The sequence below is a fragment of the Mycobacterium intracellulare ATCC 13950 genome, assembly GCF_000277125.1.
Taxonomy (GTDB): Bacteria; Actinomycetota; Actinomycetes; order Mycobacteriales; family Mycobacteriaceae; genus Mycobacterium; species Mycobacterium intracellulare.
This window is the reverse complement of the sequence record NC_016946.1, coordinates 2215689-2237938: the sequence shown is the minus strand read 5'-3', so window position 1 is coordinate 2237938 and position 22250 is coordinate 2215689. Positions and strand designations below refer to the sequence as shown.

The window sequence follows — 22250 nt, the reverse complement described above, 5'->3', positions numbered from 1 at the left end:
ATTAGCCAGCCTGACCGAGTTGCTGCGGCCCGCAGCCGGCTGACCCCGCTAGCCAGACGGAAGGACAACATTCGTGGCCTACGTGATCGCCGAACCCTGCGTCGACATCAAAGACAAGGCATGCATCGAGGAATGCCCCGTCGACTGCATCTACGAGGGCGCCCGGATGCTCTACATCCACCCCGACGAGTGCGTGGACTGCGGCGCCTGCGAGCCGGTGTGCCCGGTCGAGTCGATCTTCTACGAGGACGACCTGCCCGACGAGCACAGCGGATACCTGCAGATCAACGCCGACTTCTTCGCCGAGCTCGGCTCGCCCGGCGGAGCCGCGAAGGTCGGGCTGACCGAGAACGACCCCGCCCCGGTGAAGAACCTCGAGAGCAGGGCAGAGGCGTCGTAGCCTGCTAATCCGAGACGAATCCACCCGTTTCGTAAGGTGAGGCAATGCGGACAGCTCGAATCATCCACCTCACCCGGCAAGTCGGGTCGCTAGCGGTCACCGTGGTGACCGCGGCGTCCACACTCAACGCCTACCGCCCCCTGGCGCGCGGCGGCTACCCGTCGCTGTACTCGTGGATGGTCGGGCTCATCGTCACCGAGTTGCCGCTGCAGACGCTGGTCAGCCAGCTCGGCGGGCTGGCCCTGACGGCACGGCGCCTGACGCGGCCCGTGCGCATCACGGCATGGTTGGTCGCCGGGCTCTCGGCGCTCGGCCTGCTCAACCTGAGCCGCGCCGGCCATCGCGCCAACGTGCCGCTGACCGAGGCGTTGGACAGCGGGCTGGGAGCCGACCGGCTCACCGAGTCGGCGAGCCTGTGGCGCCGGCCGAGCGGCAGCGGCACCGCCAAGACGCCCGGACTCCTACGGATGCTGCGGATCTACCGCGACTACGCCCACGACTCCAACATCAGCTACGGCGAATTCGGCGGCGCCAACCGCCTGGACATCTGGCGGCGCCCCGACCTCGATCCGGCCGGCAAGGCCCCGGTGCTGTTCCAGATCCCCGGCGGCGCCTGGACGACGGGAAACAAACGCGGACAAGCGCATCCGCTGATGAGCCACCTCGCCGAACTCGGCTGGATCTGCGTGGCGATCAACTACCGGCACAGCCCGCGCAATACCTGGCCCGACCACATCGTCGACGTCAAGCGCGCCCTCGCCTGGGTCAAGCAACACATCGCCGAGTACGGCGGCGACCCCGACTTCATCGCCATCACCGGCGGCTCGGCCGGCGGCCATTTGTCGTCGCTGGCCGCGCTCACCCCAAACGACCCGCAATTCCAGCCGGGCTTCGAAGACGTCGACACCCGCGTGCAGGCGGCCGTGCCGTTCTACGGCATCTACGACTTCACCCGGTTCGACAAGTCGCTGCACCCGATGATGCCCGGACTGCTGATCAAGTCGATCATCAAACAAAAGCCCGCGACCCACCGACAGACGTTCGAAACCGCGTCGCCGGTCAACCACATCCATGCCGACGCCCCGCCGTTCTTCGTCCTGCACGGCCGCAACGACTCGCTGGCCTACGTCGAACAGGCGCGCACCTTCGTCGAAAAGCTGCGTCAAACCAGCGCGCAGCCGGTGCTCTACGCCGAATTACCTTTCACCCAACACGCTTTCGACATCTTCGGCTCGGTGCGCGCCGCGCACACCGCGGTGGCCGTCGAGCAATTCCTCGCCGAGATCTACGCCCGACAGCGCCAGGTCGCCGTCGCGTAACCGCTGACGCCACAAGGACTTATCGCACGGTCACGGTCAGCGTATAGACGCACCCCGGCTTGGCGTCCTTCTCCACAAAGCTGTTGTACGTCGCGACGATGGTGGTGGTCCCCGGCCTCATGGCCGCGAACGTCCACGTCTCGGTGCCCGGCGCCCCCAAGGCATCGGAGGCCGGCGGCACGAACTCGTGACTGAGCTGCCTGATGATCGCCGAGTCGCCGATCTTGGTGTCGGGCGTCCACCGGTAGGGCGTGGTGTAGTTCGAACCCAATTCCACGACCAACGTGTTGCCGACGTCGAGGGTGATGCTCTGGTTGATCTCGCTCTGGGTCAGCACTTTGGTCATCGGGACCTGGAGGGTCTTGGTCGACGGCGGATTCCTGGACGCGAAGTGGCAGCCCACCACCGACGACAACATGAGCACGGCGACTGTTGCCAGCAGCCTCACCTTCACCAGATCCCCCTTCAATTCCGCTCCGGAGCCTATCGGTCTGATCCAGACCGAAGATAGGCGCCGACGCCATCGTGCGTGACCCGGCGGGCCGTCAGACGTCGGGCGGCCCGCGCAGCCACCGACCGTGTCATCCGGCAGGATGGGCTGGTGTTTGGCCTCGAACTGATCGTCGCCCTGGTGTCCACCGTCATCGTGGGGACGGTCATCGGGCGGCGCTATCGCGTGGGTCCCCCGGTGCTGCTCATCTTGATGGGCGTGCTGCTGGGTCTGGTCCCCCATTTCGGTCATGTGCGGGTCAACGGCGAAATCGTGTTGCTGCTGTTTCTTCCCGCGATCCTGTACTGGGAGGGCCTGAACACCAGCTTCCGCGAGATCCGGGCCAACGCGCGCATCATCGTGTTCCTCAGCGTCGCCCTGGTGATCGCGACCGCGGTCGCGGTGTCGTGGACGGCGCGGGCGCTGGGCATGAATCCGCACGCGGCGGGCGTCCTGGGCGCGGTGCTCTCGCCCACCGACGCGGCCGCGGTCGCCGGCCTCGCGAAGAAGCTGCCACGCCGGGCGCTGACCGTGCTGAAGGCCGAGAGTCTTATCAATGACGGCACCGCCCTGGTCTTGTTCGCCGTCAGCGTCCACGTCGCGATCGGCGGGGCCGCGATCAGCCCACCCGAGGTGACGGCCCGGTTCATCGGCTCCTACCTCGGCGGCATCGCCGCCGGACTGCTCGTCGGCGGCGCGGTCACGCTGCTGCGCAAGCGAATCGACGCGCCCCAGGAGGAGGGGGCGCTGAGCCTGGTGACGCCGTTCGCGGCGTTCTTGCTCGCGCAATCGATGGAGTGCAGCGGGGTGGTCGCGGTGATGGTCTCCGCGCTCGTCCTGGCCTACGCCGGACCCGTGGTCATCCGGGCCCGCTCGCGACTGCAATCCTCGGCCTTCTGGGACATCGCGACCTTCCTGCTCAACGGCTCGCTCTGGGTGTTCGTCGGCGTCCAGATCCCCGGCGCGCTGCGCGGCATCGCCGGCGTCGACGGCGGAATTCGCCACGCGTTGTTCGTCGCGCTGGTGGTCACCGCCGTCGTGATCGTGTCGCGCATCTTCTGGGGCGAGATCACCACGCTGCTGATCCGGCTGATCGACCGGCGTCAGGTCCAACGCGAACGTCGGGTCAACTGGCGCCAGCGCTTCGTCACCGTCTGGGCGGGGTTCCGTGGGGCCGTATCGCTGGCCGCCGCGGTCGCCGTGCCGATGACGACGCTGAGCGGCGCGCCCTTCCCGGACCGCAGCCTGTTGATCTTCATCGTGACCGTCGTCATCTTGGTGACCGTCCTGGTCCAGGGCAGCACCCTGCCGGCCGTGGTCCGATGGGCGAAAATGCCCGAGGACGCCACCCACGCCGAGGAACTGCAACTGGCTCGTTGTCGGGGGTCCCAGGCCGCGCTCGCCGCGCTGCCGACGGTCGCCGACGAGGTCGGCATCAGCGACGACCTGCGCCGGCGGCTGCAAACCGAATACGAGGAAAAGGCCGCGCTGGTGCTGGCCACCGAGGACGGGTCGACCGACCACCGCATCCTCAAGGGCCGCGAGAAGGTCCGCCAGGTGCGCCTGGGCGTGCTCGAGCACAAGCGCCGGGAAATCACCGCGCTGCGCAACCAAAATCTCATCGACGACATCGTGCTGCGCGAGCTGCAGAACGAGATGGATCTCGAGGAGGTACAGCTCCTCGCCGCCGCGGCCGACGAGGACGAGGGCGACTAGGGCCAGTCGGTGGCCGACCGTACAGTCGGCCGCATGCTGCAGACCGTCGCGATCCGCGGATATCGCTCGCTGCGCGAGGTGATCCTGCCGCTGGGCCGGCTGTCGGTGATCACCGGCGCCAACGGATCCGGCAAGTCGTCGCTGTATCGCGCGCTGCGGCTGCTGGCCGACTGCGGGCGCGGCGAGGTGATCGGGTCGCTCGCCCGAGAGGGCGGGCTGCAGTCGGTGCTGTGGGCCGGCCCCGAGCAGGTGGCCGGGACCCGACGCACCGGCAAGACCGAGGGCACGGTGCGCACCCGGCCCGTGTCGCTCGAAATGGGCTTCGCCGCGGACGATTTCGGATATCTGGTGGACCTGGGCATCCCGCAGTCCGCCGGAAAGTCGGTGTTCGCCCGCGATCCGGAGATCAAACGGGAAGTGTTGTTCGCCGGCCCGGTGCTGCGGCCAAGTACGACGCTGGTGCGCCGGTCGCGGGTGTTCGCCGAGGCCCGCGCGGACTCGGGCGGCGGTTTCGACGAGCTGTCGCGATCGCTGCCGTCGTATCACAGCGTGCTGGCCGAATACGCCCACCCGCACGCGCTTCCCGAGCTCGCGGCCGTGCGAGAACGGCTGCGCGGGTGGCGGTTCTACGACGGCTTCCGCGTCGACGGCGGGGCGCCCGCGCGGCACCCGCAGGTCGGCACCCGCACCCCGGTGCTCTCCGACGACGGCAGCGACCTCGCGGCCGCGATCCAGACCATCCTCGAAGCGGGGTTCGACGATCTGGGCCGCGCCGTCGCCGAGGCGTTCGACGGCGCCACCCTCTCGGTGGCCATCCACGACGGGCTGTTCGACCTTCAGCTGCGACAGCGCGGCATGCTGCGCGCGTTGCGCGCCGCCGAGTTATCCGATGGCACACTGCGTTTCCTGCTGTGGGCCGCCGCGCTGCTGAGCCCGCAACCGCCCTCGCTGATGGTGCTCAACGAGCCGGAGACCTCGCTGCACCCGGACCTGGTGGCGCCGCTGGCGTCGCTGATCCGTACCACCGCCGCCAAGACCCAGGTTGTGGTGGTCACGCATTCGCGCGTCCTGCTGGAATTTCTGGACGCGGCGCCGATGGCCGAAGGCTCCGACGGTGCCATCGAGATCGAGCTGTACAAGGACTGGGGTGAAACGCGCATCGGCGGCCAGACCCTGATCACGACCCCGCGGTGGGATTGGGGCGCGCGCTAAGCGCGCTTGGCTTGGCGTGCTCTCTCTGCGGCGTTCGCCCCGTCTTCGCGCCGAGTGTGAATCCTGGGCGTTGCGGGTTAAACCTGGGCGGGCTTCACCGGCGTGTCGCCGCCGTGGCTTCACTCCGAAAGCCCTCAGTGCACACTCGACGAAAAACTGCCTACCGGGCAATATTGCCTACTGGGCATCTTTTGCGTACGGTGGCCGCTATGTCCGGACTGCGCGAACGCAAAAAGGCCGACACCCGGCGCGCGCTCAGCGATGCCGCGCTGCGCCTTGCTTTCGAGCGCGGGCTGGACAACGTGACGCGCGAAGACGTCGCCAACATGGCGGGCGTCTCACTGCGCACGTTCAACAACTACTTCAGCGGCAAATACGAGGCGCTGGCCTACCGGCAAGCCGAACGCCTGCGTCGCAGCGTCGCATTGCTCCGGGAGCGTCCCGCCGACGAGCCGCTCTGGACGGCGATCGCCCACGCCGTGCTGGAGCCCTTGGAGGACGACTTCGGCGACGTCTACGGCGACGAGAACCGGGCACCCAGCCGCCAGGAACTCGTCGAGGTGCGAAAGCTGCTCATGCAGCCGCAAGTTCGAAACTCGGTGCCGCAGAACCTGTTCGACGAGTTCCTCAGCGTAGTCGCCGAACGCACCGGCACCGACCCGAAGCATGACCTGTACCCCCGACTGGTCATGTCCGTCGTGCGGGCCGTCGGCGACGCCGCGGCCGACGCCTATGCATGGGCCGACCCCCCGGTGGCGATCACCACGTTGATCCGCTCGGGCTTCGCCGCCGTCGAGGCGGGGCTACCGGAACCCACCAGAAAGAAGGCAGCCCATGGCTGACGAACACGCCGACGTCGTCGTCGCCGGCGCCGGCCCCAACGGGCTGATGCTGGCCTGCGAGCTGGCGCTGGCCGGCATCAGGCCCGTCGTGCTGGACGCCCTGCCCGGCCCCAGCCCCGAGCCGAAGGCCAACGGCCTTGTCGGACAGGTCGTTCGGATGCTCGACATGCGCGGGATGTATCGGGACTTCACCGGTGACGAGTGCCCACCGCGGCCCAGCCCGGGATGGATGTTCGCGGCGATGCCGCTGATCTTCCCCGAGGGCCGCGACAACCCGATGTACGCGATGCTCATGCCCCAGCCCCGGCTCGTGCGGCTGCTGGAGAAGCGCGCCCGCGACCTCGGCGTGGATGTGCGCTGGGGCCACGAACTCGTCGGGATCGTGCCGGGGGCCGAGTCCGTCGCGCTGAGCGTCGCGTCGCAAGAACGCGACTACGCCATCGCCGCCGGTTACGCGGTCGGCGCGGACGGCGGGCGCAGCCTGGTGCGCAAGTCCCTGGGCATCGACTTTCCCGGCACCACCTCACCGATGGTCGCTCGGCTGGCCCACGTGCACATTCCCGACCAGTACCGCCGCCCGGAGATCGCCAGCATCGAGGTTCCGGGATTCGGTCCGCTTCGCTTCGGGCACAGCCGCTTCGACCGGGGCGGAATGATCTATGCCGAATTCGAGCCGGGCCGCGCGCTGCTCGGGACCATCGAATTCGGCCCGCCGGTGGACGAGGTGCCGATGAGTCTGGCCGAGTTGCGCGAGAGCGCACGCCGGGTGCTGGGTGTCGACGTTCCGTTCGAGGAGCCGAAAGGCCCCGGGCCCCACGCGCTTCGGCGCATCAACGGACAAAACACCCGGCATGCCGAACGCTACCGCGTCGGCCGCGTCCTGCTGCTCGGCGACGCCGCGCACGTGCACAGCGCGATGGGCGGCCCGGGCCTGAACCTGGGGTTGCAGGACACCATGAACCTGGGCTGGAAGCTGGCCGCCGAGATCAACGGAACGGCGCCGGCCGGACTGCTCGACACCTACCAGTCCGAGCGCCATCCGGTCGGCCAGCGCGTCATGATGCACTCGCTGTCCCAGATCGCGCTGATGGCGCCGGGACCCGAAGTCGCCGCGCTGCGAACGCTGTTGGGCGAGCTGTTCACCTTCCCGGACGCACAAAGGCACATGGCGGCGCTGCTGGCGGGCTCCGACGTGCGCTACGACGTGGGCGACGAGCACCCGCTGTCGGGCCACTTGGTGCCCGACCTGAGTCTCGATGACGGCCGACGGGTGGCCGACGTACTCCACGATGGCCGTCCGGTCGTGCTCGACCTCGGCGGCGCCGTCGCGAACGCGGCGCAAGGCTGGGCCGCGCGGGTCGACGTCGTCACCGCAAGTACCGCCAAGCGCCCCGCCGCGGCGATGTTGATTCGGCCGGACGGCTATGTGGCCTGGGCGGCCGACGAATTCGGCAGCACTCACCAAGAGGCGCTGCGCGCGGCGTTGCGGCGCTGGTTCGGGCCGCCGGCCAACGGATAGCGGCACCCGCGAGCGAAATTCATACAGTGTTCAGGCGCGCGTCGGTTCGGCATTGATGTGCGCACACGCGCACCGCGTGTCCTCGCGTTATGCGCGTTGTACAGGTCGCCAATTTCTACGGCCCTCGCTCCGGCGGCCTTCGCACCGCGATCGACCGGCTGGGCGCCGAATACTGCGCGGGCGGTCACGAGGTCTTCTTGATCGTTCCCGGACGGCGCGCCGGGCACGTCCAGCTCTACACCGGCGTGGTCCGAATCACCCTGCCCGCCAGGCTGATTCCCTTCACCGGCGGCTACCGCGCGGTGATGCCGGGTCCCGTCAAGGCCCTCCTGGCGGCGTTGCGGCCCGACGCGCTGGAGGTGTCGGACCGGCTCACGCTGCGATCGCTGGGCCGGTGGGGCCGCGACCACGGTGTCACCACGCTGATGATCTCCCATGAGCGCCTGGATCGCCTTGTGGGCCAGGTGCTTCCGCGCCGGGCCGCGCGGAAGTTCGCCGATGTGGCCAACGCACGCACCGCCGCGAACTACGACACCGTGGTGTGCACCACCGCTTTCGCCCGCGAGGAGTTCGACCGGATCGACGCCGGCAATACCGTCACAATCCCGCTGGGCGTGGATCTGCAGACGTTCCATCCGAGCCGCCACTCGCATCTGGTGCGCCGGCGCTGGGCGGCGCCGACGCAGCTGCTGCTGGTCCATTGCGGTCGGCTCTCGGTGGAAAAACGTGTCGACCGCAGCATCGACGCGCTCGGCGCCTTGCGCCACGCGGGCGTCGACGCGCGGCTCGTGGTCGTGGGCGAGGGCCCGTTGCGGTCCCGGCTGCAGCGCCAGGCCGCGCGCCTACCGATCGACTTCACCGGTTTCGTCTCCGATCGCGAGGTCGTGGCGCAGCTGCTGGCCTCGGCCGACGTGACGCTGGCCCCGGGCCCGCATGAGACCTTCGGGCTGGCCGCGCTGGAGTCGCTGGCGTGCGGAACACCGGCCGTGGTCTCTCGCACGTCCGCGCTGACCGAGATCATCACGCCCGACAGCGGCGCGGCGGCCGACAACGACCCGGCCGCCATCGCGGCCGCGGTCAGCTCCATCGTGGGCCGACCCGAACACCAGCGCCGCGTCGCCGCGCGGCGCCGCGCCGAGGATTTCACCTGGCACCGGGCGGCGGCCGGGATGCTCGCGTCGATGGGCGCGCCCACCTCTACCGGCGGCGCCTCCGAACGGACCGCATAGCCGCTCACACCGTGCCATTCGCCTGGCTAGTCTCGATGCAGACGACAAGGAGGGGCCAGTGCAAGCACGCGATCGGGTGTTGATCAGCGCCACCGAGTTAGCCGGCGTCATCGACGCCGGCGATCCGGTGAGCGTCCTGGACGTGCGGTGGAGGATCGACGAAACCGACGGGCGCGCGGCGTACCTGGAGGGGCACATACCGGGCGCGGTGTACGTCTCGCTCGAGGACGAACTCAGCGACCACTCGATTTCCGGGCGGGGCCGTCACCCCCTGCCGTCGGGCCGCGACCTGGAGGTCGCCGCGCGCCGCTGGGGAGTCCGGCAGGACGCGCTGGTGGTGACCTACGACGACTGGAATCGGGCCGGTTCCGCGCGCGCATGGTGGGTGCTGACCGCGGCCGGACTGGACAACGTCCGCATCCTCGACGGCGGTTTGGCCGCGTGGCGCGCGGCCGGCTACCGCCTCGAGACCGGCCCCGTCGAACCGGCGCCCGGCAATGTGGCTGTGCCGCACGATGATCTGTATGCCGGAAGCCTTCCGACTCTGACGGTCGAGCGGGTGGCCGAGGGCTCGGTGCCGCTACTCGATGCGCGAGCGCCGGAGCGCTACCGCGGCGACGTGGAACCCCTCGACGCCGCCGCGGGCCACATTCCCGGCGCCAAGAACCTTCCCAGTGTCGCCGTCTTGGCGGCCGACGGCACCTTCCTCGACGACGACTCGGTCGCCCGATTGTTGTGCGATCAAGGGATCGAGCGTCACGACACGGTGGGGGCCTACTGCGGCTCGGGCGTCACCGCCACGGTCGCGATCGCGGCGCTCGCCGCGCTGGGCCGAGAGGCCGCCTTGTATCCCGGGTCGTGGTCGGAGTGGAGTTCGGATCCGTCCCGCCCGGTGGAACGCGGCTGAATCACGTTGTGCACGGCAGTCTTTTGATGCCGTGGAAGAACGACGAGCGCAGCCGGTCCGGCGGTCCGGTGACGGCCAGGCCGGGCACGTTCGCATAGAGTTCTTCGAGCATGACGCGCAGTTCGAGCCGGGCCAGTTGTGCGCCGAGGCAGAAGTGCACTCCCCCGCCCCCGAACGCGGCGTGGCCGGCGTCGGGGCGGGTGACGTCGAACTGGTCCGGCCGGTCGAAGACCTCCTCGTCGCGGTTGGCGGACAGGTAGTGCATCAGCACCCAGTCGCCACAAGGGATTCGCTGCCCGCGGATCTCGACGTCGCGGACCACGGTGCGCCGGAAGTGCATCACCGGGGTCGCCCAGCGCAACAGCTCTTCCACCGCGGGCTTGATCGCCGCGGGATCGCGGGCGAGCTGCGCCTGTTGCTCGGGGTGCTCGGCGAGCGCCAAGATGCCGTGGCTCAACGTGTTGCGGGTCGTTTCGTTGCCGGCGATGGCCAGCAGTAGGAAGAACTCGTTGAGTTGGTCGCGGTTGAGCTTTTCGCCGTCGACCTCCGCGGCGAGCAGCGCCGACAAGATGTCGTCGGTGAGGCCGTGCTTGCGGCGATGCTCCACCAATTCCCCGCAGTAGGCGAACATTTCGGCCGCGGCCTGGCCCAGTGCTTCCGGCGTGGGGGCGTAGTCGGGATCTTCGATGCCCAGGCTTCCGATGGCGTTGCTCCAGCGGAAGACGTTCATCCGGTCCTCGGCGGGAACGCCGAGCACGTCGGCGATCACCTGCAGCGACATCTCGGCGGAAATGTCTGTCACGGCGTCGAATTCGCCCTTGTCGATGATGGTGTCGACGATGTCGCGGGTTACGAGCCGCATCCGCGGCTCCAGCCGCTGCACGTTGCGGACGGTGAAGCCCTGGTTGATCAGCTTGCGGAAGTGGACGTGACGGGGCGGATCGATGCCGGGCAGCATCGCCGAGTTCGGCCCGGCCTCGGCCTCCACCAGTGTGTTGCCCTTGCTGCTGGTGAAGGTGTCGGTGTCGCGGCTGACCAGGCGCACGTCGGCGTGTTTGGTCAACAGCCACGACCTGGGCAGCCCGGGCAGCTGCACCGGGTGCACCGGCGAGGTGGCGCGCAGCCTCGTCATCGCGTCGTACGGTGCGCCGGTGACGAAGGTGTCGGGATCGAGCACGGCGGCCGCGTCGCGGTCGGCGGCGGTGTCCAGGTTCTGCGGGACCAGGGATTTCACCAGCGTGGGTTTGGCAATGCTCACGACGGCGCCGATCCGTCCGGTCGCGAGGCCCCGATCCCGGCGATGATCACCTCGAGGCCGGCGCGAAAGTGGTTGGCGGCCTGACGCTTGCCGCGGTGGGCGGGCCGCGTCTCCTGCAGGCTCACCGAACCCAGCAGGTAGGTGTACAGCACCGAGTGGGCCGCCGCCGCAACCGGTTTGGTGAGGCCCGCCTCGGCGAGCAACGTACGGCTGAGCTTGTCGAGCCGACGGGCGGAGTCGCCTCCGCCGCCCGCTTGCAGGACGCCCGCGATGCCCGGCACCGACAGGATCACTTCACGGGCCGCGCAATAGAGTTCGGCCAGCCGGGTGTCCCAGGACCCGGTCTCGACGACGGGGATCTCGGCCAGCACGGATTCGGCGAGCAGGTCCAGGGCCGCCTGCTTGCCCGGCACGTGGTAGTAGACCGAGGGCACCGCGGCGCCGAGTTCGGCGGCCAGCTCGCGCATCGTCACGCCCTGCACACCGACGCGGCGGGCCAGGTCGCGCAGTGAGGTCACCACGCGGGCGCGGTCGAGTTCGCCATAGGGCCGGCGCACCGCGGCCGTCATCGCGGCACCCGCTTACCCACGGCGGCGGTTCGACTCCCGCCAGATTCGAGCACTGTTAGAATCTACCCCCGCATGAATCATCCTGGGAAGACCACGTTATGCATCCCCGTCGACGCCGGAGGATGCGTGCACCGATGAGCGGTCACGCCAAACTGTCGGTCGCCACCCCGGTCGTGACGATGTTCCCTCACAGCGCCGGCGACTGGGAGAAGGACGCCACCATCGAGGACCTGGCGCGGATCGCCGAGGCCGCCGACGGGCTCGGCTACCACCACCTGACCTGCAGCGAGCACGTCGCCCTGCCAGCGACCGAGACGGGCCGCCGCGGCACCCGCTACTGGGACCCGCTGGCGACCTTCGGCTACCTGGCCGCGCACACGCGACGAATTCGGTTGGCCACCAACGTGCTGGTGCTCGGCTACCACCATCCGCTCGAGATCGCCAAACGCTACGGCACCCTGGACCGGATCAGCGGCGGCAGGCTGATCCTCGGGGTCGGCGTCGGCAGCCTCAAAGAAGAATTCGACCTGCTCGGCGCGCCCTACGACGACCGCGGCCGGCGCGCCGACGACGCGCTGCGGGCCCTGCGCGCCGCGCTGTCAACGCCCGAACCCGAATACCACGGCGAGTTCTACTCCTTCGCCGGCATGGTCGTCGACCCGTGCGCGGTCCAAGACCGCGTCCCCCTCTGGATCGGTGGGCAAACGCTGCTCTCACTGCGCCGGGCCGCAACGCTGGCCGACGGCTGGGCGCCGTTCAACGTGAGCCTGCGCCAGGCGCGAGACTGGCTGAGCCGCTTCGACCTCGGCCCTGGTTTCGACGTCATCCTGCCCACGCCCTCACTGCTGGACCCGATCGGTGCACCGGAACGGACCCGCGATCTCGTGGCCGAAACCGCCGCGCACGGCGCCACCATTGTCAGCGCCGTGTTCCGGCACACCTCGCTGCCCCATTACCTGGAGAACCTGCAGGCCCTCGCCGAACTTCATCCCCCGTCCGGCGGTGCCACGTAATGCGCGTCAAGGCAGGCATATTCAGCCTCACCGCCGCGGCGCCGCCCGACGATGACGGCAGCTACCTGCGTTGGCACCTGCTGGATCACATGCCCGAGCAATTTCAGCTGCCGGGCATCGTGCATGGATTGCGCTGGATCGCCGACGGCGACTACGCCGACCATCGCCTCGCCGCCCACGGACCGTTGGGCGAAATCGGCAACGCGGTGCACTATTTGGTCACCGACCCGGTCGAAGAGACCTTCGACGAATTCGTCACCCTCGGCCGCGCGTTGCGCGACAACGGCCGCTTTCGCGTCGTGCGGCCGTCGCTGCAAGTGGCCGGCTTGCGCCTGCTGCAGTGGCGGTCCTCGCCGCACGCGCTGATCTCGCCCGAGGTGGTGCCGTTTCGGCCGCACCGCGGCATCGTGCTGATCGTCGAGGAACCCAGCGACGGCCGCCCGGACGAATGGCTGCAATGGCTGCACGCCGAGCACTATCCGGCGCTGCTCGCCACCCCGGGCACGGCCGGCGCGTGGACATTCGGATCCAGCGCCGGGTGGAGCCACTTGCCCCGGGGGTGGCGCACCGACCACCAGTACATCAGCGTCGTCTATCTCGACGAGGATCCGCTCGCCACCGTCGAAGTCTTGGCTCCGCTCATCGAAGAACGTTGGCGCTCAACGGCTGTGCGGCCGGTGTTCGCCGGGCCGCTGCGCAGCATGATCGCCTGGGAGGCCTGGCCGTAGCTACGAGGCGCAGCAGGTGGACTGCGATTCGTCGGCCGGCCCGAACGTCTCGGAATCGGCCTTGACCGTGTAGATCTCCCAGCGTTCACCGCCCGGGCCGCTCACCCACACCTTGTCCTGGGTGGCGTAGCAACAGGTCGAGTCGATCTCTTCGTCGGTGAGCAGACCCGCCTGCGCGAGCCGGCTGTTTTCGGTGAGCACGGCGTCGCTGGTGGGAACCTCGACGCCGAGATGGTTGAGGGTCCCGCCCTGGCCGGCGGTTTCCAGCAGCACCAGTTTGAGCGGCGGGTCGGCGACGACGAAGTTCGCGTAGCCGGGTTTGACCTTGGCCGGCTCCACGTCAAAGAGTCTGGTGTAGAACGTGATCGCCTCGTCGAGGTTGTCGACGTTGAGAGCGAGTTGGATGCGCGACATATCACTGTCCTTTCGTGGCGGGCACATCGATCGTCATCGTGATCCCGAGCAGCTCCCGGATGAGGGCATAGACATGCTCGGCGATGTCCTCGCGGATTTCCCGCACCGTCTCGACCGGCTGACCGGCGGGGTCGCGCAGGGGCCAATCGCGGTACGAGACGCCCGGGAAGAACGGGCAGGTATCACCGCAGCCCATGGTGATGACGACGTCGCTCGTCCGCACCACGTCGGCGTCGAGTGCTTTCGGGACGTCGGTGATATCGATGCCCCATTCGGCCATCGCGGCCACCGCCGCGGGATTGATCTGATCGGCGGGTTCCGTTCCGGCGGAACGGACGTCGATGCGGTCGCCGGCCAGGTGGCGCAGCAGCGCGGCGGCCATCTGGGAACGACCGGCGTTATGCACGCAGACGAACAGGACGCTGGGCCTGTCGGCGCTCGACCGCGAACCGTCGGCCGCACCAAAGAGCCGGGGCCGCAAGGCCAGGGAAACGTAAACCAATGCGACCAGGATCGGCACTTCGATCAGGGGTCCCACGACGCCGGCCAGCGCCTGACCCGAGGCGGCGCCGTAGGTCGCGATCGCCACGGCTATCGCGAGCTCGAAGTTGTTGCCGGCGGCGGTGAACGCCAGGGTGGTGGTGCGCGCATAGCCGAGCCGCAGCAGCACCCCCAGCGCGTATCCGCCGGCCCACATGATCGCGAAGTACGCCAGCAGCGGCAGCGCGATCCGGGCGACATCCCAAGGACGGGACGTGATTTGGTGGCCTTGCAGCGCGAAGAGGATGACGATGGTGAACAGCAACCCATACAACGCCCAGGGCCCGATCCGGGGCAGGAAGCGATTTTCGTACCAGCCGCGGCCCCTGGCGCGTTCGCCGAGGTGGCGCGACAGGTACCCGGCCAGCAGGGGCAGCCCGAGGAAGATGAGCACCGATTTGGCTATCTGCCAAGCGGATACGTCGATGCCGGTCGTGCTCAGTCCCAGCCACCCCGGGAGCACGGACAGATAGAACCAGCCCAGGGCGGCGAACATGACGACCTGGAAGATCGAATTCAGCGCGACCAGGACCGCCGCGGCCTCGCGGTCCCCGCGGGCGAGGTCGTTCCAGATGATGACCATGGCGATGCAACGCGCCAGCCCCACGATGATCAGCCCGGTGCGGTACTCCGGTAGATCCGGCAGCAGGAGCCAGGCCAGCGCGAACATGACGGCGGGTCCGACCAACCAGTTCAACGCCAGCGACGTCGCCATCAGTTTGCGGTCCGCGGTCACGGTATCGAGCTGGTCGTACCGAACTTTGGCCAGGACCGGATACATCATCACCAGCAGCCCGATCGCGATGGGCAGCGAGATCCCGTCCACCTGAACTGCGCTCACCGCCCCTCCCAGGCCCGGGACAAGCCGGCCCAGCAGCAGGCCGGCGACCATCGCCATTGCGATCCATCCGGGCAGGAATCGATCCAGCGTCGAAAGCCGCGCGCTCACCGCCTCGTTCATGAGCCGCATCCCGCGCCCGACAGGGCGTCGACGTGCAACACCGATGAAAGCTGTTGTAGCGCTTCGGGAACCACCCAGTAGTACACCCACGTGCCGCGCCGTTCGCAATCCAAGAGCCCCGCCGACCGCAGCGTTTTCAGGTGATGGGAGATCGTCGGCTGCGACACGTCGAACGTCGGGGAGATCTCGCAAACACAGGCCTGACCGCCCGGGTGGCTGGCGACCAGGCTCAACAGCCGCAACCGCACCGGATCGCTGAGCGCCTTGAACATCGCCGCCAGTTCCGCGGCCTGCGGCTCGGCCAGCGCGGCCGCCCCCAGCGCCGGGCAACACGCCGTGGTTTGATTCGACATGCATCTATATAAACGCATATCTAATCAGAAGGCAAGGTTCTATAGTCCTCATGACCGTCTAGCGGAGGACCGATATGACACACCCTCGGCCGTGGATCGTTCGTGCGGGTTCCGCGCTCGGCGCGCTGGCGCTGGGGGCGAGCCTGCCGGCCTGTTCGGGCAAGGAGAGTGACCCGGCGAGTCCCCCCAGTTCGACACCGGCATTGACGAGCACGACCGTGATGATCGATGGGAACAAGCACACGCTCATCGCCGCGGTCGACTGCACGAGCTCGGCGGCCCAGCCGAATGCGTCGCCGCCGGAATCGGGGGATCTCACGACCCGCATCAGCGTGCACGACGACGCGGCGTCGGTGTCGCTGGCCGTCTCGGACGAACGGCCCCCCACCGTCGACGGGTTCGCGATTTCACTCAAGCTGCCCAACGGCCAATATCAGCTGCCCTATCAGGGCACCAATTCGCCGACGCAGGTGCAGGCGACCAAGGACGGCAAGGGCTACACGATCACCGGAACGGGCCAGGCGACCACGCCCGGGCAAAGCGGCGTGCGCGACGTGAGGTTCGGGATCCACGTGACGTGCCCCTAGCCGCCGTGGTTGTCTGCCGCGGCCCCCTCTGAGAGGCTGACAGCTTGGACATCTTCGCGCAGTGGCAAAACGGCGGCACCCAACTTCGTTGGCGGTCGACCACCGCGGCCAACGAGGCCCGAGAAGTCACGATCTTCAGCCGCCGTTGCGGCACGCCCGGCGCGCCCGCGCTGGTGCTGGTGCACGGCTTTCCGACGTCGAGCATCGACTACTTCGCCCTGGCGGCCGAACTGCGCGCGGAGTTCGACATCTACCTGCTCGACTTTCCCGGCTACGGCCTGTCCGCCAAACCGCCCGAGCCGTATGTGTACTCGCTGTACGACGACGCGCGGCTGCTGGTCTACGCCATCACCGAGGCGTGGCAGCTCACCGACTACCGCATGCTCACCCACGACCGCGGCAGCAGCGTGGGGATGATCGCGCTGGGCATGCTGGCGGCCCTTGATCCGCCGTCGCTGCCCGCCGACCTGATCGTGACGAATGCCAATATCTACCTTCCCCTTTCGAACCTCACCGCGTTCCAGACCGCGCTGCTCGATCCCGGGACCGGGCGCGCCACCGCGGCGGCGACGACGCCGGAGATGCTGGCGGCCGGTTTGGGCGCCAGCACGTTCATGCCGCGGCGGACATTGGACGATCCGGAGATCGCCGCGCTGGCCAAGTGTTTTGCCCACAATGACGGAATCCGCGTGCTGCCCGATACCATTCAATACCTCCACGAGCGCGCCGCCGACGAAACCGGTTGGCTGGAGGCGCTTTCCACCAGCGAAGTCAACACCACGGTGGTGTGGGGCCTCCACGACAACGTGGCCCCGTTGCGGGTTCCCAACCACGTCTGGCAGACCTATCTGAAGAACAAGCCGGGCCGCAATCGCTACTGGGTGGTGCCGGGCGCCGACCATTATCTCCAGTGCGACGCCCCAGGACAGCTCGCGCAGATCGTGCGCCTCACCGCCGAAGGCGGGGACATCCCGCTGCAGACGCTGGGAAACCGGCCCGACGGCGCGGTGTTGGTGGACCGGAGTGAGCCCTAGCGGTGCCGCGGCTCAGCGAGTGGCCACCGGCAGGCGCGCCCATCCGCGCACGCTCGCGGTGTGCGCACGCTCGGCGTTGGCGTAGTCGACCTCCCAGTCCGGCCAGCGCTTGAGCACCTCCTCGAAGGCCACCCGCGCCTCCATCCGGGCCAGCGCCGAGCCCAGGCAGAAGTGCAGGCCCTGCCCGAAGCTGAGGTGGCCGCCCGCCTGCCGGTGGATGTCGTAGCGGTCCGGATCGGCGAACCGCCGGGGGTCGCGGTTGGCGGAACCGTTGAGCAGCAACATGAATGAACCCTCGGGGACGACGCGGCCGTACTGCTCGGCGTCCTGGGCCACGTAGCGCGCCTGCACCGGCGACGGGGGTTCGAAGCGCAGCGTCTCCTCGATCGCCCCGGGAATGAGGGACGGGTCGGCGACGAGCTCGCGGCGCTGCTCGGGATGGTCCGACAGCAGCTGTCCCATGAAACCGATGAGCCGGGCGGTCGTCTCGTTGCCGGCGCCGGCGATCATGGCGGTGTAGGCCAGCACCTCGGTGCGCGACAGCGGGCGCCGGGTGCCGTCGGGCTCGTCGATCTCGGCCCGCAGCAGCTCGGTCATCAGGTCGTCGGAGGGATGACTGGCCCGCCACTCGATGTACTCGGCGAACAGGGCAATGGAGTTCGCGAAGATGTTCGCGTCGACCGCGGCCGGGTCGCTGTCCGTGGACAGTTCGATGTTGGCGACGCTGCGGTCGCGGATCTTTTCCTGGTCGGCCTCGGGGATGCCCAACAGGTAGCCGATGGTCCGCATCGGCATCATCGCCCCGAGGTCGGCGATGAAGTCGAAGCCGCCGGCGCCGACGAGCGGGTCAAGCTCGCGGACGCAGAACCCACGCACCAGGTCTTCGACGGCCAGCATGCGCCGGGGCGTGAAAACACGCGAGAGCAGGCGGCGGTGCAGGTCGTGCAGCGGGGGGTCTTCGAACAGCAGAATGCCGGGCGGCACTTCGATATTGGCGAACAGGATGTCGGCGGTGGTGCCCCGGCCGGATCGGTAGGTCTGCCAGTTGGGCAGTTCGCGCGCCACGTCTTCGTAGCGGCTCAGCGCGTAGAAGTTGTACTTCTCGTTGTAGTACAGCGGCGCTTCTTCGCGCATCCGCTTCCACACCGGATAGGGGTCGTCGTCGATGACGGAGTCGAAGGGGTCGTAGTACAACTCGATCGCGCTGGTGTCTGTCATGAACCAATTCCTCTGAGTAGAGCGGTCTTTCGAAAGCTCAGCCGTTCCTGTGCAGGAAGCCGTGCAAGATGGCCTGGATGAGTTCGTCGACGATGGTCTCCCTCGACGGCGGCTCGGTCCCGAAGTAGGTCGACCGCAACGCCGCCATGCCGGCGATCATCGCCACCGTCGAGTGGGCGGGCAGGTCGGGATGGTCCGAGCGCAGCCCGCGCAGGTGCATGCCCTCGGCGCTGATCTGCCCGAGCGCCGTGACGGCCTGCCGGATCTCGGCGATGCCGGCGTCGGCCTTTTCCTCCTCGGACAGCGCCTCGGATGCCATCAGGGTCAACAGCAGGCCCTGATGCTCGACGAACACGTCGTAGAGCTGCCCGACGAACCGGCGCGCCAACTCCTCCTCGTCGGTCTCCTCCGGGACGACCGACTGCCAGGTCTGGCGGAACTCCTCGACGAAATCGGTGAAGGGCAGGACGAGCGCCTCACGGAACAACGCCGCCTTGGAGCCGAAGTGGCGAAACAACAGATGCTCGGTAACGCCTGCGGCCTGGGCGATTTCGCGCGTCGTCGTGCTGCGGTAGTCCTGGCGGGCGAAGCGGGCCCGGGCGGTGTCGAGCAGCAGCTTGCGCGGGGCGCCGCGGGGCCGGCGCACCGAGGCCGACGCCTCCGCCGCGCCGCGTTTCGTGCCGGACGACCGCTGGGCCACGTCACTGCCTCCTCACCCGATGGTTGACTCCCTTTAGGATAGTAGGCACTATCTAATCAGTCGAGCTCGAATCGGAAGGGATTGCGACTGTGGGCGCTGTCATCATGCTGGGCACGCTGTTCGGCTTGATCGTTGTGATCTTCGGGCTGGTGCTGCGCTTCGACCCGCAGGCACGCCGGAGTCAAGGGGCCGACCGGTGAGCTCCCAGATGACGCCGGTGATGCAGGCGGCCAGCGATTTCGCGCTCGTCGGCGGCATCACGTTCACCGCCCTCGGGATCTATCTGAGCGTGCGCCAGCGGCGCGTGCACCCCCTTCTGCTGCTGTGCATCTCGGCGATGTCGTTCTCGTGGATCGAGGCCCCCTACGACTGGGCGATGTACGCGCAGTTCCCGCCGGCCATCCCCCGGATGCCGTCGTGGTGGCCGCTGGACATGACGTGGGGCGGGCTGCCGCTGTTCGTTCCCGTCGGCTACATCTCCTACTTCGTGTTGCCGGCCGTGACCGGCGCGGCCCTGGGCCGATGGGTGGCGGCCAGGTTCAACTGGCGCAGACCACAGACGCTGTTGGTGGTCGGTCTGATCGTCGGCTTCTGCTGGGCACTGTTCTTCAACGGGTTCCTGGGCGCCAAGCTCGGCGTGTTCTACTACGGCCGCGTGATTCCCGGGCTCGCGATCCGCGAGGGGACCCTGCACCAGTACCCGCTCTACGACTCGCTGGCGATGGGCATCCAGATGATGCTCTTCACCTACCTGCTGGGCCGGACCGACGACCAGGGACGCAACGTCATCGAGATGTGGGCGCAGAACAGGTCGAAGAACCGCGTCACCACCTCGATCCTGTCCGTCGTCGCCGTGATCGTCATCGGAAACGTCCTCTACGGCGCTGTTTTCGCGCCCCACCTGGCAACCAAGCTGGGCGGCTGGGTGACCACCGAGCCGCCGGCGGGCGAGCTGTTCCCGGGCGTCCCGAACCAACCGCGCTAGCGACGAACGTGGAGTTGTGGCGCGGAATCGCGACCATTTCGCGCAACAACTCCACGCTCGGCACCAAGGAGTTCAGATGAGCTACGAAAGCAAGGCCGAGCCGATCAAAATCGGCTACCTGATGGACTTTCGGCTGCCCGAGGGCTTTCCCACAACGTATTTCGAGGACCTGACGCAGCCGTTCGACCTGGTCTTCGGCAAGGGCGTCGAGCAGGGGCTGATCGATCGCCCGATCGAGATCGTCTACCGCGAGGTGGAGGGGTTGCCTAAGGGATCGGTCAAAGCGGTCATCGACGCCTACGGCGAATTGTGCGACGTGGGCTGCCTGGCCGTCTTCGGCCCCAACATCGGCGACAACGCGATCCCGACGCGAGAGGCCATCGAGGAGCGCTTCAAGGTTCCCTGCATCAGCGTCACCGGGTCCGACGTCGCGCTCGGCGAATGGTTCTTCGCGTTCCCGATGGGCTCGCACACCGACGAGCCGATCTTCTGGTCCGACCTGCTGGCCAAGGGCGGCCACACCGAGATCGGCGTGCTCGTCGAGCAATCCCTGGTCGGCGAGGCCTACCTGAAGAACCTCCGTGATGCCTGCCGCCGCAAGGACATTCGCATCGTCGCCGAGGCGCCCATCGCGCAGACCGCTGGGGACGTGACGGCCGCCGTGCGGTCGCTGCACGAGGCGAAGGCCCAGGCCATCGTGCACTGCGGGTTCGGCTTCGGGATCGTGTTCGTCAACCCGGCGCTCGACGCGCTGGGTTGGGATCCGCCCCGGTTCTGCGGGACCGCCTTCCAGAACGCGTGGCTCAACCCGGTGATGTGGAACGCGTTCATGGGCTGGACCGGGGTCGACCAGTACGACGAGGGCAACGTCGTCGGGCAGAAATTCCTGGACGAATACCAGCAGGCCTTCGGGCGGCGCCCGGAATGGTGTGTGCCGGTGGTGAATCGCGACGTGGCGTTCACCCTGTTGCGGGCGCTCGCGGACGCGCACCCGTTGAGCCCGCGGGGGGTCAAGGAGGCGCTCGAGCGCGTCAAGATGATGCCGGCCGCGTCCGGTGCCCCGGGGACGCGGGTGTCGTTCGGCAACTGGTCGCGGCGCGCCTGGGTGGGCGCGGGGTATCTGGTGGCGCGGCGACTCGACGCCGACGGCGTCAATTCACACCTGGTCGATCGCTTCGGCGAGGAGTAGCCGCCGAGCGTCGAGTTGTTGCGCGAAATCGCGAGCATTTCACGCAACAACTCCACGTTCGGCACGGAAAAATTACGACAGGGCCTCCGGCAGCACGACCTCGCCCACCCGCTTGAGATAGGGCCACGCGATCTCCGGTGGCAACCCGCCGCACAGCGGCGACAGGTTGAGCACCTGCCCGGCCTTCACCCACGAAACCGCCTCGGGAACAGAGATAATCACGTGTGACGTTCCGGTCTCGCGTAGCTCGTCGACGGTGTTCACGTGCGAGAAGCCGGCCGTCGTCTCGTCGCCGGGGTTCCACGCGGCGTAGGTCCGCACGTCGTGGAGCAGGTGGTCGCCGATCTCTTTCCACGCCCGATCGACGTCGTCGGCGACGAACACGACCGACGGGGTGTTGCGGTCGGGAAACATGGTGGGGCCCGGCGTGTGGCCGTGCTCGCGGCAGGCCTCCTCATAGGCCTCCCGGATGCCCGGGGCGTTGGCGTTGCCCAGCATGCCCAGGCCGTACCTGCCGGCCCGGCGGGCCGCCGCCAACGTTCCCCCACCCCACATCAGCCCCGGGCCGCCGGGGGTCAGCGGGCGCGGCGTCACGGTGATCCGCCGCCCGTCCTCGATCACGGTTTCACCGGCGAGCAATCGCCGCAGCAACGCGAGTTTCTCGTCGCAGACGCGACCGCGCTTCTTGATCGGCACGCCGAAGTGCTCGAACTCCTCGGGCCGGTAGCCCAGGGCCAGAATGTACGACGCCCGACCATTGCTGATGATGTCCAGCACCGCCATGTCCTCGGCGAGGCGCACGGTCTCGTAGAACGGCAGGATCAGGATCAGGCTCAGCGCCAGGCGCTGCGTGCGCGCCGCCACCGCCGAGGCCAGCAAGAACGGTGACGGCAAATACCCGTCCTCGGAGCCGTGGTGCTCACACAGCACGGCGGCAAGACCGCCGTGCTCCTCGGCCCAGGCCGACATTTCGGGCGCCGCGGCGTACAGATCGGTTGGGGCCGCGGCCCATTCGGGATCGCGCATGTCGAAGCGCAGTGTGTACACGGCAAACTCCTAGGTGGCCT

Annotated in this window: 23 protein-coding genes; 14 read left to right on the top strand and 9 right to left on the bottom strand. The window is 68.4% G+C overall.

Annotated features, from left to right (window positions below; all coding sequences use genetic code 11):
• Positions 1–73 precede the first annotated feature (73 nt).
• Positions 74–400: a ferredoxin gene (fdxA, locus tag OCU_RS35455; RefSeq protein ID WP_008255784.1), complete on the top strand. Its 327-nt coding sequence runs from the start codon at positions 74–76 to the stop codon at positions 398–400.
• A 44-nt stretch (positions 401–444) separates the two neighbouring features.
• Complete coding sequence (locus tag OCU_RS35450; protein ID WP_014379884.1) at positions 445–1719, top strand: alpha/beta hydrolase; 1275 nt, start codon at positions 445–447, stop codon at positions 1717–1719.
• 19 nt (positions 1720–1738) lie between these two features.
• On the opposite strand, the gene OCU_RS35445 is transcribed toward OCU_RS35450, so the two are convergent.
• A complete protein-coding gene (locus OCU_RS35445; RefSeq protein WP_020415603.1) occupies positions 1739–2173 on the bottom strand; it encodes a protease inhibitor I42 family protein in 435 nt (144 codons plus the stop codon).
• Between the two features lie 147 nt (positions 2174–2320).
• Between OCU_RS35445 and OCU_RS35440 the strand changes: the two genes are divergently transcribed.
• The 6 genes from OCU_RS35440 (at position 2321) to OCU_RS35415 (ending at position 9634) form a co-directional block, all read left to right on the top strand.
• Positions 2321–3925 (top strand): Na+/H+ antiporter, encoded by a 1605-nt coding sequence (locus tag OCU_RS35440; protein ID WP_014379881.1) that lies wholly within the window; start codon positions 2321–2323, stop codon positions 3923–3925.
• A gap of 33 nt (positions 3926–3958) precedes the next feature.
• Complete coding sequence (locus OCU_RS35435) at positions 3959–5137, top strand: AAA family ATPase (RefSeq protein WP_009952259.1); 1179 nt, start codon at positions 3959–3961, stop codon at positions 5135–5137.
• A gap of 209 nt (positions 5138–5346) precedes the next feature.
• Positions 5347–5979: a TetR/AcrR family transcriptional regulator gene (locus tag OCU_RS35430; protein WP_009952261.1), complete on the top strand. Its 633-nt coding sequence runs from the start codon at positions 5347–5349 to the stop codon at positions 5977–5979.
• Positions 5972–7498: an FAD-dependent monooxygenase gene (locus OCU_RS35425; RefSeq protein ID WP_009952262.1), complete on the top strand. Its 1527-nt coding sequence runs from the start codon at positions 5972–5974 to the stop codon at positions 7496–7498. Before OCU_RS35430 ends, OCU_RS35425 begins: the two co-directional genes overlap by 8 nt.
• 89 nt (positions 7499–7587) lie before the next feature.
• The gene (locus OCU_RS35420; protein ID WP_009952263.1) at positions 7588–8727 is read left to right on the top strand and encodes a glycosyltransferase; all 1140 of its coding nucleotides are present in this window, start codon (positions 7588–7590) and stop codon (positions 8725–8727) included.
• A 58-nt stretch (positions 8728–8785) separates the two neighbouring features.
• Positions 8786–9634 carry a sulfurtransferase gene (locus tag OCU_RS35415; RefSeq protein ID WP_009952265.1) on the top strand — a complete coding sequence of 283 codons (849 nt, stop codon included), beginning with the start codon at positions 8786–8788 and terminating at the stop codon, positions 9632–9634.
• Between the two features lies 1 nt (position 9635).
• Here OCU_RS35415 and OCU_RS35410 read toward each other — a convergent pair whose 3' ends face one another.
• The gene (locus OCU_RS35410) at positions 9636–10892 is read right to left on the bottom strand and encodes a cytochrome P450 (RefSeq protein ID WP_014379880.1); all 1257 of its coding nucleotides are present in this window, start codon (positions 10890–10892) and stop codon (positions 9636–9638) included.
• A complete protein-coding gene (locus tag OCU_RS35405) occupies positions 10889–11461 on the bottom strand; it encodes a TetR/AcrR family transcriptional regulator C-terminal domain-containing protein (RefSeq protein ID WP_008255757.1) in 573 nt (190 codons plus the stop codon). The genes OCU_RS35410 and OCU_RS35405 overlap by 4 nt, the downstream gene beginning before the upstream one ends.
• A gap of 134 nt (positions 11462–11595) precedes the next feature.
• Here OCU_RS35405 and OCU_RS35400 point away from each other — a divergent pair, with 134 nt between their 5' ends.
• Together OCU_RS35400 and OCU_RS35395 are read left to right on the top strand one after the other, a co-directional pair.
• The gene (locus tag OCU_RS35400; RefSeq protein WP_009952267.1) at positions 11596–12474 is read left to right on the top strand and encodes an LLM class F420-dependent oxidoreductase; all 879 of its coding nucleotides are present in this window, start codon (positions 11596–11598) and stop codon (positions 12472–12474) included.
• On the top strand, positions 12474–13202 hold the full coding sequence (locus OCU_RS35395) for a hypothetical protein (protein WP_009952268.1): 729 nt from the start codon (positions 12474–12476) through the stop codon (positions 13200–13202). Before OCU_RS35400 ends, OCU_RS35395 begins: the two co-directional genes overlap by 1 nt.
• On the opposite strand, the gene OCU_RS35390 is transcribed toward OCU_RS35395, so the two are convergent.
• The 3 genes from OCU_RS35390 to OCU_RS35380 are packed head-to-tail and all read right to left on the bottom strand — an operon-like array spanning position 13203 to position 15470.
• Positions 13203–13616 carry an ArsI/CadI family heavy metal resistance metalloenzyme gene (locus tag OCU_RS35390; protein WP_009952269.1) on the bottom strand — a complete coding sequence of 138 codons (414 nt, stop codon included), beginning with the start codon at positions 13614–13616 and terminating at the stop codon, positions 13203–13205. It abuts the gene before it with no gap.
• A gap of 1 nt (position 13617) precedes the next feature.
• Positions 13618–15126 (bottom strand): ACR3 family arsenite efflux transporter, encoded by a 1509-nt coding sequence (arsB, locus tag OCU_RS35385; protein ID WP_009952270.1) that lies wholly within the window; start codon positions 15124–15126, stop codon positions 13618–13620.
• Complete coding sequence (locus OCU_RS35380; RefSeq protein WP_009952272.1) at positions 15114–15470, bottom strand: ArsR/SmtB family transcription factor; 357 nt, start codon at positions 15468–15470, stop codon at positions 15114–15116. The genes arsB and OCU_RS35380 overlap by 13 nt, the downstream gene beginning before the upstream one ends.
• Before the next feature lie 74 nt (positions 15471–15544).
• Here OCU_RS35380 and OCU_RS35375 point away from each other — a divergent pair, with 74 nt between their 5' ends.
• On the top strand, positions 15545–16057 hold the full coding sequence (locus OCU_RS35375) for a lipoprotein LpqH (protein WP_014379878.1): 513 nt from the start codon (positions 15545–15547) through the stop codon (positions 16055–16057).
• A 44-nt stretch (positions 16058–16101) separates the two neighbouring features.
• Positions 16102–17091, top strand: a complete 990-nt coding sequence (locus OCU_RS35370) for an alpha/beta fold hydrolase (protein ID WP_014379877.1) — start codon at positions 16102–16104, stop codon at positions 17089–17091.
• Between the two features lie 12 nt (positions 17092–17103).
• On the opposite strand, the gene OCU_RS35365 is transcribed toward OCU_RS35370, so the two are convergent.
• Positions 17104–18309, bottom strand: coding sequence for a cytochrome P450 (locus OCU_RS35365; RefSeq protein WP_009952278.1), 1206 nt, complete (start codon positions 18307–18309; stop codon positions 17104–17106).
• 37 nt (positions 18310–18346) lie between these two features.
• Positions 18347–19009 carry a TetR/AcrR family transcriptional regulator gene (locus OCU_RS35360; protein ID WP_009952280.1) on the bottom strand — a complete coding sequence of 221 codons (663 nt, stop codon included), beginning with the start codon at positions 19007–19009 and terminating at the stop codon, positions 18347–18349.
• A 196-nt stretch (positions 19010–19205) separates the two neighbouring features.
• On the opposite strand from OCU_RS35360, the gene OCU_RS35355 reads away from it, so the two are divergent.
• Both OCU_RS35355 and OCU_RS35350 read left to right on the top strand, forming a co-directional pair.
• On the top strand, positions 19206–19994 hold the full coding sequence (locus OCU_RS35355) for a spirocyclase AveC family protein (protein WP_009952281.1): 789 nt from the start codon (positions 19206–19208) through the stop codon (positions 19992–19994).
• 76 nt (positions 19995–20070) lie between these two features.
• Positions 20071–21183, top strand: a complete 1113-nt coding sequence (locus tag OCU_RS35350) for an ABC transporter substrate-binding protein (RefSeq protein ID WP_036458671.1) — start codon at positions 20071–20073, stop codon at positions 21181–21183.
• 72 nt (positions 21184–21255) lie between these two features.
• On the opposite strand, the gene OCU_RS35345 is transcribed toward OCU_RS35350, so the two are convergent.
• Entirely contained in the window at positions 21256–22230 is a 975-nt protein-coding gene (locus OCU_RS35345) for an LLM class flavin-dependent oxidoreductase (protein WP_014379874.1), read from the bottom strand.
• Positions 22231–22250 lie beyond the last annotated feature (20 nt).

Coding starts and splice junctions, on each gene's coding strand:
- OCU_RS35400 (WP_009952267.1), top strand. CDS start 11,596: ATGAGCGGTCACGCCAAACTGTCGGTCGCCACCCCGGTCGTGACGATG.
- OCU_RS35365 (WP_009952278.1), bottom strand. CDS start 18,309: ATGACAGACACCAGCGCGATCGAGTTGTACTACGACCCCTTCGACTCC.
- OCU_RS35380 (WP_009952272.1), bottom strand. CDS start 15,470: ATGTCGAATCAAACCACGGCGTGTTGCCCGGCGCTGGGGGCGGCCGCG.
- OCU_RS35450 (WP_014379884.1), top strand. CDS start 445: ATGCGGACAGCTCGAATCATCCACCTCACCCGGCAAGTCGGGTCGCTA.
- OCU_RS35395 (WP_009952268.1), top strand. CDS start 12,474: ATGCGCGTCAAGGCAGGCATATTCAGCCTCACCGCCGCGGCGCCGCCC.
- OCU_RS35425 (WP_009952262.1), top strand. CDS start 5,972: ATGGCTGACGAACACGCCGACGTCGTCGTCGCCGGCGCCGGCCCCAAC.
- OCU_RS35420 (WP_009952263.1), top strand. CDS start 7,588: ATGCGCGTTGTACAGGTCGCCAATTTCTACGGCCCTCGCTCCGGCGGC.
- OCU_RS35435 (WP_009952259.1), top strand. CDS start 3,959: ATGCTGCAGACCGTCGCGATCCGCGGATATCGCTCGCTGCGCGAGGTG.
- arsB (WP_009952270.1), bottom strand. CDS start 15,126: ATGCGGCTCATGAACGAGGCGGTGAGCGCGCGGCTTTCGACGCTGGAT.
- OCU_RS35390 (WP_009952269.1), bottom strand. CDS start 13,616: ATGTCGCGCATCCAACTCGCTCTCAACGTCGACAACCTCGACGAGGCG.
- OCU_RS35405 (WP_008255757.1), bottom strand. CDS start 11,461: ATGACGGCCGCGGTGCGCCGGCCCTATGGCGAACTCGACCGCGCCCGC.
- OCU_RS35350 (WP_036458671.1), top strand. CDS start 20,071: ATGAGCTACGAAAGCAAGGCCGAGCCGATCAAAATCGGCTACCTGATG.
- OCU_RS35375 (WP_014379878.1), top strand. CDS start 15,545: ATGACACACCCTCGGCCGTGGATCGTTCGTGCGGGTTCCGCGCTCGGC.
- OCU_RS35430 (WP_009952261.1), top strand. CDS start 5,347: ATGTCCGGACTGCGCGAACGCAAAAAGGCCGACACCCGGCGCGCGCTC.